The sequence below is a fragment of the Allobacillus halotolerans genome (assembly GCF_018967645.1).
Lineage (GTDB): Bacteria > Bacillota > Bacilli > Bacillales > Alkalibacillaceae > Allobacillus > Allobacillus halotolerans.
Genome location: NZ_JAHLZF010000019.1, coordinates 21,045 through 36,714 on the forward strand (window position 1 = coordinate 21,045; position 15,670 = coordinate 36,714).

Below are 15,670 nucleotides of genomic sequence, written 5' to 3' on the forward strand. Positions count from 1 at the left end.
TGGTGTCAGGCGATTCGCTTACGGCGAGTGCTTGTACGAACAAGACATAAGGTGACATTTGAGATAAATTGCATGTCTTCTATACCGTCGGGCACAGTTCGAGCCTTTCTCGGCCGAAAAGCACAAAAATAAAAGGCTGGAACAAGTCAAAGTTATAAACTCATCAGCGTAGGAAATATACGGAGACTTCTGCGGTCAACTAAATGCGGCCACGTCCTGTGGCCAACGTTGACACTAGCCCGTCCTGGGCGTCGGGAGCAAAAGCCTAGGTGAGACCCCGCAGTGCGAAGCACGAGGAGGCTCAACAGCTGCCCGCGATATAGAAGACACTGCGGTTTACCGCAGATGTCGCCTTATGCCCTATGGGTAAAAGCGCAGTATATTTCCGAAGCGGGTATTTCCGCTACACTAAATTAGAATGTTCGTATCTGGATTAACTTTAAAGATTTTGTTCCAGCCTCACTATATCGTATAAATAGAAATAGTGGGTAAAATCATCCGTAGATGATCTTACCCACTAATCTTAGTGTGTTTATTTTTCGATAGGCAGAAGACTCTTTCTTCAAAAATGCAACAGGCATTTTTGGCGAGAGTCGTTCAATGCTACTTTCGGCTTTCACTTATCCTTTTGTCTGATTTGAAGAACTGTTCATTTTTTCTTCCAACTCTTTGATACTATCTTCAATTTGCATTAAATGATTTTGTAAGCTTTCTTGATGGGGTTCAATGGTGTCTTTCCAACTCTCCACAGAAACTTTTATATCTTGGGAAAGGTCTTTCATCAACGCAGCGCCTTCACGAGAAGTTTTTGTAATTTGTTCTTTCAATCTCTTACCGTCTTCTTGTAGTTGATTTGCTAAATCCTTCAGTCGGCTGCTTTGATCTTTCACTTTTCCCCGAAACTCCTCACCAGAATTCGGAGCGGTTAATAAAGAGATCGATGCGCCAACAACACTACCGACTACAACACCAAATACAAGCGATTTTCCGTTTACCATATTACCTAACCCCTTTCTTTTCTCACTGTCATTATATCATTTTTCCCGAGGTTGATTCGAAATAATCATCACATTCAGAAATGTTGTTTTAAAAATGATGTATTTCATGACGACGAAAAAATGGCTACCAAATTGTATACAACAACTTGGTAGTCATTTTGCATGTCCTGTGTGATTTATAGCGCTGAAGAGATTTTCTCTGCAAGCTGTTGCAGTTTCTCAGGTGTATAGTCATCATTATGTTGTTCCCAGCTTACCTTTAAGCCGTCATTTTCGTCAAAACGAGGTAAGAAGTGTAAATGAAAATGAAAAACACTTTGGTCGGCGAAAGAACCATTGTTGTTTACTAAATTCATTCCTTTTGGATTGAATGCTTCTTTGATGCCGTTCGCAATTTTGGGCGCAACTTTAAATAAATCGGAGGCTGTTTTTTCATCCATTTCATAAATGTTTTCGTAATGCTTTTTAGGAATTAATAAGACATGACCTTCTGTAACTTGTCCGATATCCATGAAAGCATAGACGTATTCATCTTCATAAACCTTTGCCGATGGTAGTTCGCCATCGATAATTTTGCAAAAAATACAATCAGACATGAAACTCCTCCTTATTAATTATCTACTTTTATTGTAGCGTAACTCATTGTCGAATGACAGGAGAAAAACACATATTTATCAAAAGCGTATTAATTTTTGTTATGATGGAGGAAGATAGTTTGTGTGGAGAAGTGAGGGATTTAGTTGGAAGAATTGTTGCGGATTGAGAATTTAGTTGGCGGCTACACGAGAGACGATGTGTTGCATGGCCTGTCCTTTCATGTAAAAAAAGGTGAAGTTGTTGGTTTGATCGGTTTGAATGGAGCTGGAAAGAGTACAACGATTAAACATATTATCGGTTTGATGACACCTAAGCAAGGTAGCATCGAAATAAATGGGCAGACAATCCAGGATGATTTAGAAACGTATCGACGAGAGTTTGCCTACATACCTGAGATGCCTATGCTTTATGAAGAATTGACATTGGATGAACATTTGCATTTAACGGGAATGGCTTATGGATTAGATAAGGAAACATATGATGAGCGGGTAGGCTTTTTGTTGAAGGAATTCCGGTTAGAGTCTAAACGAAATTGGTTTCCGGTGCATTTTTCCAAGGGGATGCGCCAAAAAGTGATGATTATGTGCGCTTTTTTGGTTAATCCTTCCCTTTATATTGTGGACGAGCCGTTTGTCGGCTTAGATCCTTTAGGAATTCAGTCTTATTTAGATACGATGAATGAAATGAAGGAGCAGGGAGCGGGTGTCTTAATGTCGACACATATTTTAGCAACCGCTGAGCGTTACTGTGATCGGTTCATTATCTTGCATGATGGGAAGATTCGTGCGAGCGGCACACTAAAGGAATTGCAAGATGAGTTTATAATGCCGGGTGCTAGTTTGGATGATCTCTATGTACGTTTAACGAGAGACGAGGGATAAGATGAACACCAATCAGTTATGGAAGGAACGATTCAATCAACATATAAAAATGCTAAGCCGTTATCTGAAGCTGATGTTCAATGACCATTTAGCATTTGCGCTAATATTTTTTGTAGCGGCTTTTGCTTACTTTTATCAGCAATGGTTGCAAACAGTTCCGCCAGATTTTCCAGTCGAGTGGATTATGGCCATTATATTTGGATTCTTAGTCACATTCAGTTCCGTCCGCACATTTTTGAGACAAGCTGATGAAGTGTTTTTGCTACCTATCGAAAATGAGATGAAGCCATATATAAGAAATGGTTTTATCTACAGTTTAGTGATTCAAAGTTACTGGATTGCTCTCTTTTTATTTGCCTTAACGCCACTGTTGATGGTTGTCAAAGCGGATATTACCATTGGTCGAGTGTTGGTGTTGTTTGCATTCTTTATTGTTTTGAAAATAGGCAATTTATTTGCAGGCTGGTTTACTCAAAAAACACGTGATACATCTTATCATTATCTTGATTACGGTGTACGTTTAGTCACCAATATATTACTAATATTTTTTGTCGTGTCTGAAATTTGGCTTCTAGCTGCTGTTGCGGTAATCGTGTTTATCGGCATCATGTTGGTTCACTATTTTCAAGTCAATGTAAAAAATAGTTTTCCGTGGGATTTATTGATTGAGAAAGAAGAAGAAAAACTTCAGTTCTTCTACCGGATGGCCAACCTTTCAACGGATGTGCCGAATTTAAAGCAAAAGCCCAAGAAACGTCATTGGCTCGTACGTTTAGTCACAAGTTCACTATCTTTTAAGCAAGAGCAAAGTTTTTTCTATTTATATAGTATTACCTTTTTGAGAAGCCGAGACTATTTTGGAATGTACTTTCGATTAATTCTTTTATCGATCTTCTTCGTTTATTGGATTCCACTATTCTGGGGAAAGATTTTCTTTAGCCTTTTATTGTTATTCGTCAGTGGATTTCAGTTCATAACGATTTATCACCACCATAAAGGGCTGGATTGGATTAAACTCTATCCAGTGTCTGAAACTGTGCGAAAAAAAGCAATCCATCAACTGATTTTATTGTTAATGATCATTCAAATTCTAGTGATTTTCCCTGTTTACATTTGGTTTGGGAATATCGGGAATGCATTGATTTTTACTGGTTTGGCCATCGTATTAACCATTTTGTTTGAAACATTTTATTTAAAAAATCGAATGAACCGAATGAGTGATTCTTAAATGAAACTGCAAACGTGTCTTCAAGGTGAAGACCGTTTGCAGTTTTTTGATTTCTGATCCATGAGCACTAATATTGTTCTGGAACTCCTCTTATGAAAAAACTTAATTGGTGGAACCTCTATCCAGTTTGTCCGCACACGATTTGGGGAAGGAAATTAAACATCTTAGAAATTTCGCAAATCTTCTCGTTGGGGGTTCATGGATGGACAAAAACAGAAAGACTTTCAGAGAACTCATAAAAGAAAAAGCGAAAGCAATAGGACCAGGTGCACTCATCGCAGCATCCTTCATAGGTCCTGGAACTGTTTCAACGGCAACTGAAGCAGGAGCCTCATTTGGTTATGCCCTCATCTGGGCAATTGTATTTTCGATTATCACAACGATATTTTTACAAGAAATGGCCGCTCGTCTCGGCGTTGTATCGGGTAATGGTCTTGGAGAAGCCATCCGGGATCAATTTGAAAGACCGTTTCTAAAATATAGTGTGGTCATTGTAATAGGGTTTTCAATCGGTGTCGGTTGTGCAGCGTACTTAGCCGGTGATTTGACAGGTGGTGCCCTTGGGATATCCATGATGACTGGTATTCCGCAAAATTATATTGCACCTGTGATAGGTGGCATCATTTTGATTCTTTGTTTAACAGGCAGTTATAAACGGTTTGAAAAAATATTAGTCACATTAATTGCCATCATGAGTGTGACCTTTTTGACTACCATGATTGTGATTCAACCAGATTTATCAGAAGTATTTCAGGGGGCATTTGTTCCATCAATCCCATCTGGTTCCATTGTTGTGATTGTTGCATTGATTGGTACGACAGTTGTTCCTTACAATCTTTTTATGCATGCTTCCAGTGCAAAGGAAAAATGGAAGAGTCCTGATGATTTAAAAAAGGCTAGATGGGATGTTTTATTGACGATTAGTATTGGTGGTTTAATTACGATTGCGATTATGGTAACAGCAGGTGCGATTATTCGTGGGACTGAAGAGGCAGGAATTGAAGCACTCGCGACTGCATTAGAGCCAACACTCGGTAGTTGGGCCAGTGTATTTATAAGCATTGGCATGTTGGCTGCAGGTTTTTCATCGGCAATGGCTTCCCCGCTTGGAGCAGCTTATACAATAGGTGGCCTGACGAAATGGGGGACAAGCTTTGACCACTGGCAGTTTAAAGCAATATTTTCTACTGTGATCAGTATTGGAATTATCACTTCAGCAATCGGATTCGAACCGATGCAACTGATTCTGACTGCACAAGCATTAAATGGATTAATTTTACCAATCATAGCAATTTCGTTGTTGATTGTTGTGAATAACAAGAATGTCATGGGTAAGCACGTCAATTCCTTGAAGTTAAATATGATTGGCGGAGCGATTGTCGTTATCGTCAGTGGTCTTGGAATTTACAGTTTGGTTGATGCGGTTTCTTCATTCATGAATACAGTTTAATGACTGAGCTCAATCAATTATCCGAATTTGCGCACTTACAGTTCGATGTAAGTGTGCATTTTTTGTGTGAATAACATTTTGATCCTTTAATGCGTTCTTATACGGAAGTTCACAAAGTGGCCGTTTAGTGATAAAATCGTCAAGGTTTCGTATAAAGGGAGCAGGATAGAAATGATAGAACGAAAGAGAAGAACAACATCAAAAAATTATTTGGAACAAATGATTTATGTCATTATAGGGTCATTTATTGTCTCGTTTGCATATAATGGTTTTTTACTGCCGAACTATATTGCTGCAGGTGGCGTGAGTGGGATCAGTACAATTACGGAAGCGCTATTTGAATTAGAACCAGCTTATGTGATTTGGGGCATTAATATCCCGATTCTCATCACATCATATTTTTTATTGGGAAGAGCGGCTACATTCCGTTCACTTGTTGGCTCATTGGTATTGCCTTTCTTCGTATTTTTGTCGAGAAATATTGAACCATTTGCGACAGATCCACTTTTAGCAGGCCTTTTCGGTGGGTTAGGTGTCGGTATCGGTTTAGGAATTGTATTTTTGGGCGACGCATCAACGGGAGGAACGTCGTTGATCGCTCAGTTCATTCACAAATTTACGAATCTATCACTTGGTGCAAGTCTAGCAATCATTGATGGGTTAATCGTCATCACAGCCATGATCGTGTTTGATATTGAACTCGGTCTGTATGCATTGATTGGACTTTACTTGACGAGTAAGTCTATTGATCTCATTCAAACAGGCTTTAGCCGGTCGAAGGCAACATTCATTATTTCGGATGAGTATTTGGATGTTCAAGAAGCGATTTATACGCGTGTCGATCGTGGAGTGACACGTATCACTGCGCAAGGTGGCTTTACAGAGGATCAACGGCCTATATTAATGTGTGTCGTGAATCATAATGAAATTGCTGCGTTAAAACGCACCATTAGAGCTGTCGACCCGAAAGCTTTTGTCATTGTGATGGATTCATCAGAAGTCTTAGGCCAAGGATTCCAAGTTGAATAATGGATAAGTAGAAAAATAGACGCGAACAAAGATGAACAATCTTCGTTCGCGTCTATTTTAATAATACTTACTTTTCTTGAGCCTTTCGGTAGCCATGCAGTAATGCTTTCGCTGCTATAGGTAATGCTCTTTCATCGATATCGAATTTTGGATGATGATGTGGGTAGGCTTCCCGGCCTTCAATCTTTGCTCCAGTAAAGAAATAGGCACCAGGACGTTCTTGTAAGAAATAGGAAAAGTCTTCGCCGCCCATCACAGGAATAATCTCATATGCTTCTTTTACGCCAGGTATTTCAGTGCCTTCTTCAATATAATAATTGGCTTCTTCCACATGGTTAATGACAGGAGGATAGCCTTTGACATAGTTTAGTTCATAGTCAGCACCGTAGCTTAATGCGATTCCTTTTAAGATGGCATGCATTTCTTCGATGACTTGTGTTTGAACATCCTCATCTAAATAACGAACCGTTCCAGTTAGACGAGCTGAGTCAGCGATCACATTAAAGGTCGATCCCGCATGAACTTCACCAAGGGTGAGAACGGCTGCTTTTAATGGATCAATTCGGCGGCTGACGATTTGTTGCAATTCGACGATTGCTTGGCCAGCCATGACGATCGCATCTTTGGTTTGGTGTGGCATTGCGCCATGACCGCCCCTGCCTTGGATAGTAATTTCAAAACGATCGGCTCCAGCCATAAAAACACTTTTCGAAGATTCAATCGCATGAACGGGTGTTGTTGCCCAAAGATGAGTGCCAAATATCACATCTACACCATCAAGCGCTCCATCTTCAATCATTGGTTTTGCTCCGCCTGGTTCTAATTCTTCAGCAGGTTGATGAATTAGAGTTAATGTTCCTGGAAGTTCATCCTGAAAAGGAAGGACAGCTTCTGCAACTGCCAGTAACGTTGCCGTATGACCGTCATGGCCACAAGCGTGCATCACACCGTCACGTTTAGATTTGTAAGGTACATCATTTTCTTCTTGAATCGGTAATGCATCAAAGTCAGCTCTTAAAGCGATGTTTTTACCTGGTTTCCCACCTTGAATGGTTCCGATAATGCCATATCCACCGACATTTTTTCGGTAAGGAATCCCAAGTTTGTCATAACGATTCGCAATAAAGGCAGCGGTTTCTTTTTCTTCAAAAGATAATTCAGGATGTTGATGTAAGTAACGACGATCTTCCACCATTTGATCTGCCAACTGATCAATCTTTTCGTAAACCTGATTCCACACATCATTCACTCCCCACACACTATTTATAAATAGTATATCAGACGAGGGAAGAACTTAGAAAAGGATTTTTTTATTCGAGGCTTGTCATAGGCTAGCTCGTAGTCAGTTAGATGGTTAAAAATCGTGAGGGGAGTTAGCCGCGTCTGCGCTAAGTGAATGTTGAGAGATTAAAAACCCTGAAGCGGACGTGATTAACCCTGAAGGAATAGCAAAAAACCCTGAAGCGGAAGTGGTTAACCCTGAAGGAATAGCAAAAAATCCTGAAGCAGACGTGATTAACCCTTAAGGAGTAGCAAAAAACCCTGAAGCAGACGTGATTAACCCTGAAGGAATAGCAAAAAACCCTGAAGCCAACTCAATTAACCCTGAAGATTACAAAATAAATCACAAACTAACGATTAATTATTATTCGGAAATCGAAAAAAGTTACGTAGCACACAAAGTTACCCCTGTACATGGTTGCGACTACCACGCACAGGGGTTGAACAGTTCTTATTAATTAAAAAAATTAACTAAGTCGAGGGTCTTCTAATAAGCGTTGCATTTCTTCTTTGTGACCTGTTTCATCAGCAATGAAATCTTCCAGTGTAACGACTAATTCCGTGTACCCAAGTTCCTCTGCTTGCTTCTTACGTTCTTCATACCGTTCAATTGTATCTTTTTCATTTTGTAACGCTTCTTCAAGCATCTCTTTTACGTCAGTCAGTTGCTTAACTTTAGCTGGAGTGGTGGTCGGTGTGCCGCCTAGCGTCTTAATCTTTTCAGATAAATATAATGCGTGTCCGATCTCATCAGTGCTTTCTTCTTGGAAAAAAGGCTTTAAAACTTGTCGGTACATACCAGAAACAACTGCCGCATTATAAGTATACATAATGACTGCTGCATATTCGTGCGCTAAATCATCATTCAATCCGTCGATTAATTTCTGTACATTTTGGTCCAAACAAAATCATCCTTTCTGGAAAAATTACTATATTACTTATATACCCTTTGAAATTTGTATTAAACAATGAATCAGCCTCAAGACGGAGAGGAAAACAACCTAAAGAATGTAGGCACGCTATGAATTTTCTTATAAGATGAAGATAATTAAATTTGTAACTATTCAAACAATAATTAAGCGGCTATAATCAAATCATAAGTAGGTGGAAAAATGTATACATTCTTTAAGTGGATGTTTTCTTTATTTTTAATATTTATTGGCGTAGCTTTAGTTCTACGAAATCTCGACATTATTTCCCTGGAAATATTCGACGAAATTTGGGGTGCTTGGCCACTACTCGTCGTATTATTCGGGCTGATTTCCTTCATACACTCATTTCAGGCTCATAAATTTGGTAGTTGGAAGGTTGGTTCATTTCTCATCATATTCGGTGGTTTGCTTTTTGCCGGAAATTACAACTATATCGATTTTAAGTTTTGGGATATCTGGCATTTATGGCCTTTGATTATCGTGTATATCGGTGCTTCGATGTTACTTGAGAATAAAGGGGCCCATGTAGAAGTGAATATGCCGAAGAAGGATAAGAAGATTAAAGAAAGTGTTACCTCTCATCAGCAACAAGACGACAGTCTGAATTATTCTAGAGAGAAAGAAAAAAAGCAAAAAGTGAAATATGCTCAAAAATCCAATCAATTAATCGCAGACCGTAGCTTCAGTAGGGATAATTGGGAGGTCCAATCGATGAGCTTAAAAACGGGTATTGGAAATCTCTACTTTGATTTTTCAAAAGCCTATATTCCTGACCAAGAGTCGAAGATTATATTGAAGGGCTATATAGCGGACATTCAGATGAAAATACCGGAGGAGATTCCTGTGAAAATTTATTCGAAAATATCGATTGGAGAGACGCGTGTTGGCGATGAAGATCAATCCGGATTCAGCAATTCAATTGCGTATAAAACCGAAGACTATGATCAGGCAACACGGAAGCTAAATATCGTGATGAACTATCAAATCGGCGATATTCAAGTCGTTTTTGTCTAGGGGATGGAAGCATGTTTAAACAGTTAAAAAGTATACGATTTCAAATGATTCGTAAAGAATTGAAAGTCATTTATTTCTCATTGTTTATTTTGGCGTTATGTCTCTTTTTTCTATATTCCGTCTATCAACCGATTTGGTTAAGCTTACAAGCTATTTTTCTATCCCTAGGTTTACTCGTACTTATTATGACTCCTGTCGGTATTTATCTAACCTTACAATCTACCAACAACATTAAAAAACGGTTGGATGTCTATTCAGTCTTCCTATCAACATTGTCTGAAGGAAAGTATGAGGCCGAGCTATTAAATCTCGAAGAAAACGATGAACTTGATTTGATTGGAAACGAATTGAACGGTTTAGCGAAGAAGTTAAAGGATCAAGTTCGTTCCCTTCAAAAATTAGCCGATGAGAAAACAGATTTGGCGAATCAAGCGCACGTGGCAGCTACGATTGAAGAACGTCAACGTTTAGCAAGAGATTTACATGACGCCGTCAGTCAACAGTTATTCGCATTGACGATGATGTCGCAAGCAACCGTCAAAACGATAGAAAAAAAGCCTGAAGAAGCGATAGAGCAGGTAAGGGAAATTTCTGAAATTGCTTTACAGGCACAAAATGAGATGCGTGCTTTGTTACTGCATTTGCGACCAATTCAATTATCCGGCGAATCATTAGAAGAAGGGATTAAGAAGCTTACGAATGAATTGAAACAGAAATCGAATTTGCAATTTGATGTGAACATTGATGAATTGCCAGAACTTTCCCAAGCGAAAGAAGACCATTTGTTTCGATTACTTCAAGAAGCGCTATCCAATGCATTACGACATGCAAATGCAACGAAAATCACTGTGAATATTAAGGAAAAGTCCGACGCCATACACATACATATTAGTGATAACGGGATCGGGTTCAACCTTGAAGAACAATCCCAATCAAAAACTTCCTATGGCTTAAAAACAATGAGAGAACGCAGTGAAGAGATTGGCGGAACGTTCCGAATTCGTTCCAAAGAAGGTCAAGGTACGTATATTGATGTTCGTATACCTAAATAAGAAGGCGGGAGAGGTTGTTATGGAACCAATCACAGTCGTTTTAGTGGATGATCATGAAGTTGTCAGAAGAGGTATGAAGACGTATTTGATGACGGAAGAAGATATTGAAATCGTTGGTGAAGCTTCAAGCGGGAATGAAGGGGCTCGGCTCGTTTTAGACTTGAAGCCCGACGTTGTATTGATGGACTTGATCATGGAAAATGGCACCGGAATTGAAGCGACCGAAAAAATCATTGCTGAAAACCCATCTTGTAAAATCATTATATTGACTAGCTTCTATGATGAAGAACAAGTCATTCCAGCATTGGAAGCGGGGGCTTTTAGTTATATGCTTAAAACGTCCGCTGCAGAAGAAATTGTCTCGGCCATTCGAAAAGCGAAACGTGGAGAAAATGTTATCGAACCAAAGGCTGCAGGAGCGATGATGAATAGGTTTCGAACACCAAACAAGGATGCACATGATGAATTAACGCAACGAGAGCGGGAAGTTTTAATATGTATTGGAAATGGTTTGACCAATCAAGAAATCAGTGATGAATTATTTATTGGCATAAAAACAGTCAAAACACATGTCAGCAATATTTTAAGTAAACTAGAGGTACATGACCGAACACAAGCCGCCGTTTATGCGCACCGGAATGGTTTAATGACAAAGCAAACGTAAAATAAATGTAGTAGTTCAGTTTTAAGTGATAATATTAATGCACTTAAAAGTGAACTGCTTTTTCTATATGAGTTCATAGCAACAAAGTATAGTTTCAATTTATCTCTCGTTCTAATTTAAAAAAGTTCAAATATGTATCCAATTTCAATCAAACGAATGGAACAAACAAGCTAAAAGTTATTTCACAGTCTTTTTTTTACTTTAAGGTTCTGTTAAAGTTTAGTGTTGATTTTCTATTGATATAGAACTGAGTTGTTGAATTGTGGATAGCGTTGGTGGCGACTCCTGCGGGTCAACTAAGAGCGAGGTTGGGACAAAATCTTTAAAGTTGACTTAGATACGAACATTTAATTTAGTGTGGCGGAAATACTCGCTTCGGAAATATACTACGCTTTTACCCATAGGGCATAAGGCGACATCTGCGGTAAACCGCAGTGTCTTCTATATCGCGGGCAGCTGTTGAGCCTCCTCGTGCTTCGCACTGCGGGGTCTCACCTAGGCTTTTGTTCCCGCAGAAGTCTCCGTATATTTCCTACGCTAAGTTAGATTGTTATTCGTGTTTCTGAGTTTATAACTTTGATTTGTCCCAGCCCCAACGTTGACACTAGTCCGTCCTGGGCGTCGGAACAGCACGAGTCTCGAGACCCCACAGGCCGTGGTCTTGGGCCGATGAGGCTCGAGCCGTGCTCGCTGTAAAGAAGACACTGCGATTTATCGCAGATGTCGCCATTATGCCCTTTGGGTAAAAGCGTCCACCGATAGGGGATCACAATATCAACAACGGACTTTAACAAAGCCTACTTTAAAGGCATACTAAAACGAGTGCTAATCCACGTCACAATTTTTGTTATGGTTTGTTTCAATCTAATTCAACTGTTTAAATTTCATGAAAAATTCAGTTTAATAATGGAATAACAAATTATACATGTGTACATAATGTGCATAACGTACATAATATGCTATTATAGGAGGTGAAAGGAGATGATTAGAGTGAGTGCAATATTGAACGCAACAGATGTCCGGAAGAATTGGGGTCAATTTAACGATGATGTCGTTAGAGAAGGACCCAAATTTGTCAAAAGGAACAGAGATAAATGGGCTGCATTAAGCTCAGAACATTTAAAAGTAGCTTTCTCTGACTATACTTTTACAATCAGGTACTTGCAGGAAGAAGACGGTACTATTACCGCTTCTCTTGATAAATTTGATATTGTTGAGAACGGTGACACCGAAAAAGAAGTTCTCGACTTAGTTGTAGATGAATTGATTGAGTATGCAAATGAATATCAAAGTAATTTTAATCTGTATTTCGATTCTCCGAATAGACGTGATCAGTTCCCTTATATTATGAATGTTTTAGCCCAAGATAGTAATGATGATGTCAAAGGACTAGTTTCATGCCCAGTTGGAGAGAAATAGAGCGCTTTTGTAGACGAGACGGCTGGGAAGAGTTCAAGAAAAAAGGTCATCACATCTATTTTAGGAAAAAAAATAACGATGGAACTGTAAAGCGTACAAAAGTATCTAGGGGAACAGGAGAAGTCAAAGGTCATTTGTGGAAAGAAATTCTAAAAAAGCAATTACAAGTGACAGAAGAGGAATTTAATGCTAAGAAATAACTGATAAATAAATATATAAGTTGCTTTTTTCATCATTTTAATAGCAAATAATACATCAATTGGCATCATATAATTTCAACTAAAACTAAAAAGCCTTGGCGAAAGGGTAATGGACCTCAACGCCAAGGCTTACTTCATTTAAAGGATTATTCGTCCTCTGGTTGGATAACTTGGTATTTCTTCGCGTACGATGGACCAGCAGAATAAGATGGTTTTTCTTCTTTTTTATCCGAAGAAGATTTGTGTGATTGCTTAAATGATTGAGAGTTTTTCCACGTCTCAAAATCCGATTCTTTTTCCCATTGTGTTAATACGACGTACGTTTGATTATTATGCGGTCGTAGTAATTTAAACGCTTGAAAACCGGGTTCATTTTCGATCATTCCTGCTCGGTCTTTGAAGCGGCTTTCAAACAGCGGACGGCCTTCATACGTAACAGGAATATGATTCATGACGAAAAACCCCTTTGATGACAGGGTGCCAGCCTCACCAATAACTTCGTATTCACGCGCTTCACTGAATGGATTTTCACCACTGTTTTCCAGGACAGCTAAATACTGATCTTCATCTTGGGCAATAATAATTTCATCAGATTCTTTTTGTAATTCAGCTAAGTAATCATAGGTTCCGTTTGTCATCCATAGTTTCTTCATTAAAAATGCCTCCTTGGTCAATAAGGTGATATTTTTGTCGCATTACGTCGACTGTAATATAATGAAAAGAGTTTAATTGGAAATTATTGAGGTGGAAAATTTGGCATTCACGATAAAGAAAAAGTGGAAATGGGCTTTGTATGCCATACTAGCTCTTCTTGTTTTAAGTGTGCTCGGTTATCTGTTTATTTTACTAGGTGGAAGATTCGTTGTCGATGAAAAGCATTTTGTTTTTTCGGAATCCACCGTCATTGAAACCGAAGACGGAGAGCAAGTCATGAAATTATATGATGAAAATCGAACGTATGTGGCGAGTGATCAAATCCCCGATCATGTGAAAGAAGCTTTTGTCGCTATTGAAGACAGGCGGTTTTATGATCATAGTGGGGTGGACTTCCGGTCGATTGCACGTGCTGTTTATACCGACGTCGTTACATGGAGCAAAAAAGAAGGCGCCAGTACGATTACTCAACAATTGGTTAAAAATACTTCGTTAACGAACGAAAAGTCCTGGCTACGGAAAACAAAAGAAGCGATGGGTGCTATCTATTTGGAACGAATCAAGTCGAAGGACGAGATATTAGAGTATTATTTAAATGAAATTTATTTCGGACATGGCATATATGGAATCGAGGAAGCCTCACAATTTTTCTTTTCCAAGTCTGTTAATGAACTATCGATTTCCGAAGGCGCAATGCTGGCTGCTTTACCGAAAGCACCCAATACGTATTCTCCGTTAAAAGATAAAGAGAAGGCAATTGAGCGAAGAAATCTTGTCCTATCAAATATGTATGAACAAGACTATTTAACTGCCGAAGAATTAAAACGGGAGCAGGGAAAAACGATTGGGCTTAATCAAAGTGATCGCCAAGATTCTCCGTGGTTGAATACGTATATTGATTTAGTCATGAACGAAGTAGAAAAAGATTATCACCTGACGAAGAACGAAATACTAACAGGTGGTTATGATATTACAGTAGGAATTGATTTAGCCATCCAAGAAACGACCTACCATGAACTTCAGAAAGATGATTATTTTCATGGTTCACAAGAGAACATCCAAGCTGCAATGGTTGTTTTAGATGAAGAAAACGGACTGATTCGGGCTGCACATGGCGGACGAAACAATAATCGTGGTGATTTGAATCGACTTCACGTAAGAAGGCAACCAGGCTCAACAATGAAACCAGTGATTGTTTATGGTCCGGCTTTGGAAAAAAGTATTTACGAACCGTATACCTTAATCGATGATGTGCAAAGAAGCTACGGGGATTATCGTCCGAAAAATTACGATGGTGTTTATGAAGGCAAAGTAACGATGTATGACGCATTAATAAAATCGAAAAACGTGGCAGCCGTCGACCTTTTGAATGAAATAGGCGTCAATTATGCAAAAGATTATCTTGAAAATGTGGGTATCCAATTTGAAGAAAAAGGTCTTCCAATTGCATTAGGCGGAATGGAAGAAGGGCTAACTCCGGTCCAGATGGCTTCACTATACAGAACGTTTTATGATGAAGGGCGTTACATCACACCGAAATCTGTTGTTGAAGTAAAAGACCGTGATGGAAATGTGTTGGAGCGTGACGAAGACGAAGTGAAGCGGCTCTTCTCTAAGCAAACATCTTGGTATTTGACACGAATGCTTGAAGGGGTCGTCACAGAAGGTACTGCTAGCTTTGTGGATTATAATAAAGCACTGGCAGGTAAAACAGGATCGACACAACATCCGCATCGAAGTGGTGCGTATAAAGATGCTTGGTTCGTCGGTTTTAACACAGATTATACGATTGCCACATGGATTGGTTATGATCAAAGTGATGAAGAGCATTATATGACCCAAGGAAGTAAAGCACCAACTCAATTAACGACGTCAATATTCCGGCAATTGGATGAAACGCATTCGTTTCCTGTAGCTTTTGAAAAACCAGAAAGTGTGAACGAATTGGAAAAGCCTGTCCGTTTGACGAAAGTCACGGATTTAAAGGCAAATGTATCTGTGGGTTGGCGCAGTGGCATCCATGTCAAACTAACGTGGACACCATCAACAGATGAGCGGGTCGTCTATCATATATACAGAGAGTCGGGTAATGGACCTAAGAAAATTGGCGAAGTAACAGGCGAAGGAAGTTACCGCGTCAACAGTGTGAAAGTTTTTCAAAATCCATCTTACTTTGTTGTGCCGGTCAATCCACAAACCAATGTGGAGGGCGAGCCATCCAATACAGTAACCGCTTTTTGACCGTTGATTGACATCGATGGTCACTAACCA

The 15,670-nt window shown here is 39.3% G+C and carries 15 protein-coding genes; 10 read left to right on the top strand and 5 right to left on the bottom strand.

Annotation, left to right across the window (positions count from 1 at the left end; all coding sequences use genetic code 11):
• Positions 1-620: 620 nt before the first annotated feature.
• Together KQ486_RS11505 and KQ486_RS11510 are read right to left on the bottom strand one after the other, a co-directional pair.
• A complete protein-coding gene (locus KQ486_RS11505; RefSeq protein ID WP_144162693.1) occupies positions 621-998 on the bottom strand; it encodes a YtxH domain-containing protein in 378 nt (125 codons plus the stop codon).
• Between the two features lie 176 nt (positions 999-1,174).
• On the bottom strand, positions 1,175-1,594 hold the full coding sequence (locus tag KQ486_RS11510) for an HIT family protein (protein WP_216687704.1): 420 nt from the start codon (positions 1,592-1,594) through the stop codon (positions 1,175-1,177).
• Positions 1,595-1,738: 144 nt separating this feature from the next.
• Between KQ486_RS11510 and KQ486_RS11515 the strand changes: the two genes are divergently transcribed.
• The 4 genes from KQ486_RS11515 (at position 1,739) to KQ486_RS11530 (ending at position 6,183) form a co-directional block, all read left to right on the top strand.
• On the top strand, positions 1,739-2,476 hold the full coding sequence (locus KQ486_RS11515; RefSeq protein WP_216687705.1) for an ABC transporter ATP-binding protein: 738 nt from the start codon (positions 1,739-1,741) through the stop codon (positions 2,474-2,476).
• Position 2,477: 1 nt separating this feature from the next.
• Complete coding sequence (locus KQ486_RS11520; protein ID WP_216687706.1) at positions 2,478-3,704, top strand: ABC transporter permease; 1,227 nt, start codon at positions 2,478-2,480, stop codon at positions 3,702-3,704.
• A gap of 202 nt (positions 3,705-3,906) precedes the next feature.
• Positions 3,907-5,154, top strand: coding sequence for an Nramp family divalent metal transporter (locus KQ486_RS11525; RefSeq protein ID WP_216687707.1), 1,248 nt, complete (start codon positions 3,907-3,909; stop codon positions 5,152-5,154).
• Positions 5,155-5,325: 171 nt separating this feature from the next.
• Entirely contained in the window at positions 5,326-6,183 is an 858-nt protein-coding gene (locus KQ486_RS11530) for a YitT family protein (RefSeq protein WP_144162703.1), read from the top strand.
• Positions 6,184-6,250: 67 nt separating this feature from the next.
• On the opposite strand, the gene KQ486_RS11535 is transcribed toward KQ486_RS11530, so the two are convergent.
• A complete protein-coding gene (locus KQ486_RS11535; protein WP_274236957.1) occupies positions 6,251-7,423 on the bottom strand; it encodes a M20 family metallopeptidase in 1,173 nt (390 codons plus the stop codon).
• Between the two features lie 508 nt (positions 7,424-7,931).
• Positions 7,932-8,366, bottom strand: coding sequence for a ferritin-like domain-containing protein (locus KQ486_RS11540; RefSeq protein ID WP_144162709.1), 435 nt, complete (start codon positions 8,364-8,366; stop codon positions 7,932-7,934).
• 210 nt (positions 8,367-8,576) lie between these two features.
• On the opposite strand from KQ486_RS11540, the gene liaF reads away from it, so the two are divergent.
• From liaF to KQ486_RS11565, 5 genes are all read left to right on the top strand, one after another.
• Entirely contained in the window at positions 8,577-9,410 is an 834-nt protein-coding gene (gene liaF / locus KQ486_RS11545; RefSeq protein ID WP_144162711.1) for a cell wall-active antibiotics response protein LiaF, read from the top strand.
• Between the two features lie 11 nt (positions 9,411-9,421).
• Positions 9,422-10,462 (top strand): sensor histidine kinase, encoded by a 1,041-nt coding sequence (locus tag KQ486_RS11550; protein WP_144162713.1) that lies wholly within the window; start codon positions 9,422-9,424, stop codon positions 10,460-10,462.
• Between the two features lie 19 nt (positions 10,463-10,481).
• Entirely contained in the window at positions 10,482-11,126 is a 645-nt protein-coding gene (locus tag KQ486_RS11555) for a response regulator (RefSeq protein ID WP_144162715.1), read from the top strand.
• A gap of 981 nt (positions 11,127-12,107) precedes the next feature.
• Positions 12,108-12,545 carry a RelB antitoxin-like protein gene (locus KQ486_RS11560; protein ID WP_246569307.1) on the top strand — a complete coding sequence of 146 codons (438 nt, stop codon included), beginning with the start codon at positions 12,108-12,110 and terminating at the stop codon, positions 12,543-12,545.
• Positions 12,524-12,745, top strand: a complete 222-nt coding sequence (locus tag KQ486_RS11565) for a type II toxin-antitoxin system HicA family toxin (protein WP_144162718.1) — start codon at positions 12,524-12,526, stop codon at positions 12,743-12,745. Before KQ486_RS11560 ends, KQ486_RS11565 begins: the two co-directional genes overlap by 22 nt.
• Before the next feature lie 146 nt (positions 12,746-12,891).
• Here KQ486_RS11565 and KQ486_RS14565 read toward each other — a convergent pair whose 3' ends face one another.
• Positions 12,892-13,398, bottom strand: a complete 507-nt coding sequence (locus KQ486_RS14565) for an antibiotic biosynthesis monooxygenase family protein (RefSeq protein WP_144162720.1) — start codon at positions 13,396-13,398, stop codon at positions 12,892-12,894.
• A 100-nt stretch (positions 13,399-13,498) separates the two neighbouring features.
• On the opposite strand from KQ486_RS14565, the gene KQ486_RS11575 reads away from it, so the two are divergent.
• A complete protein-coding gene (locus KQ486_RS11575; protein WP_144162722.1) occupies positions 13,499-15,640 on the top strand; it encodes a transglycosylase domain-containing protein in 2,142 nt (713 codons plus the stop codon).
• The last annotated feature ends 30 nt before the right edge of the window (positions 15,641-15,670 follow it).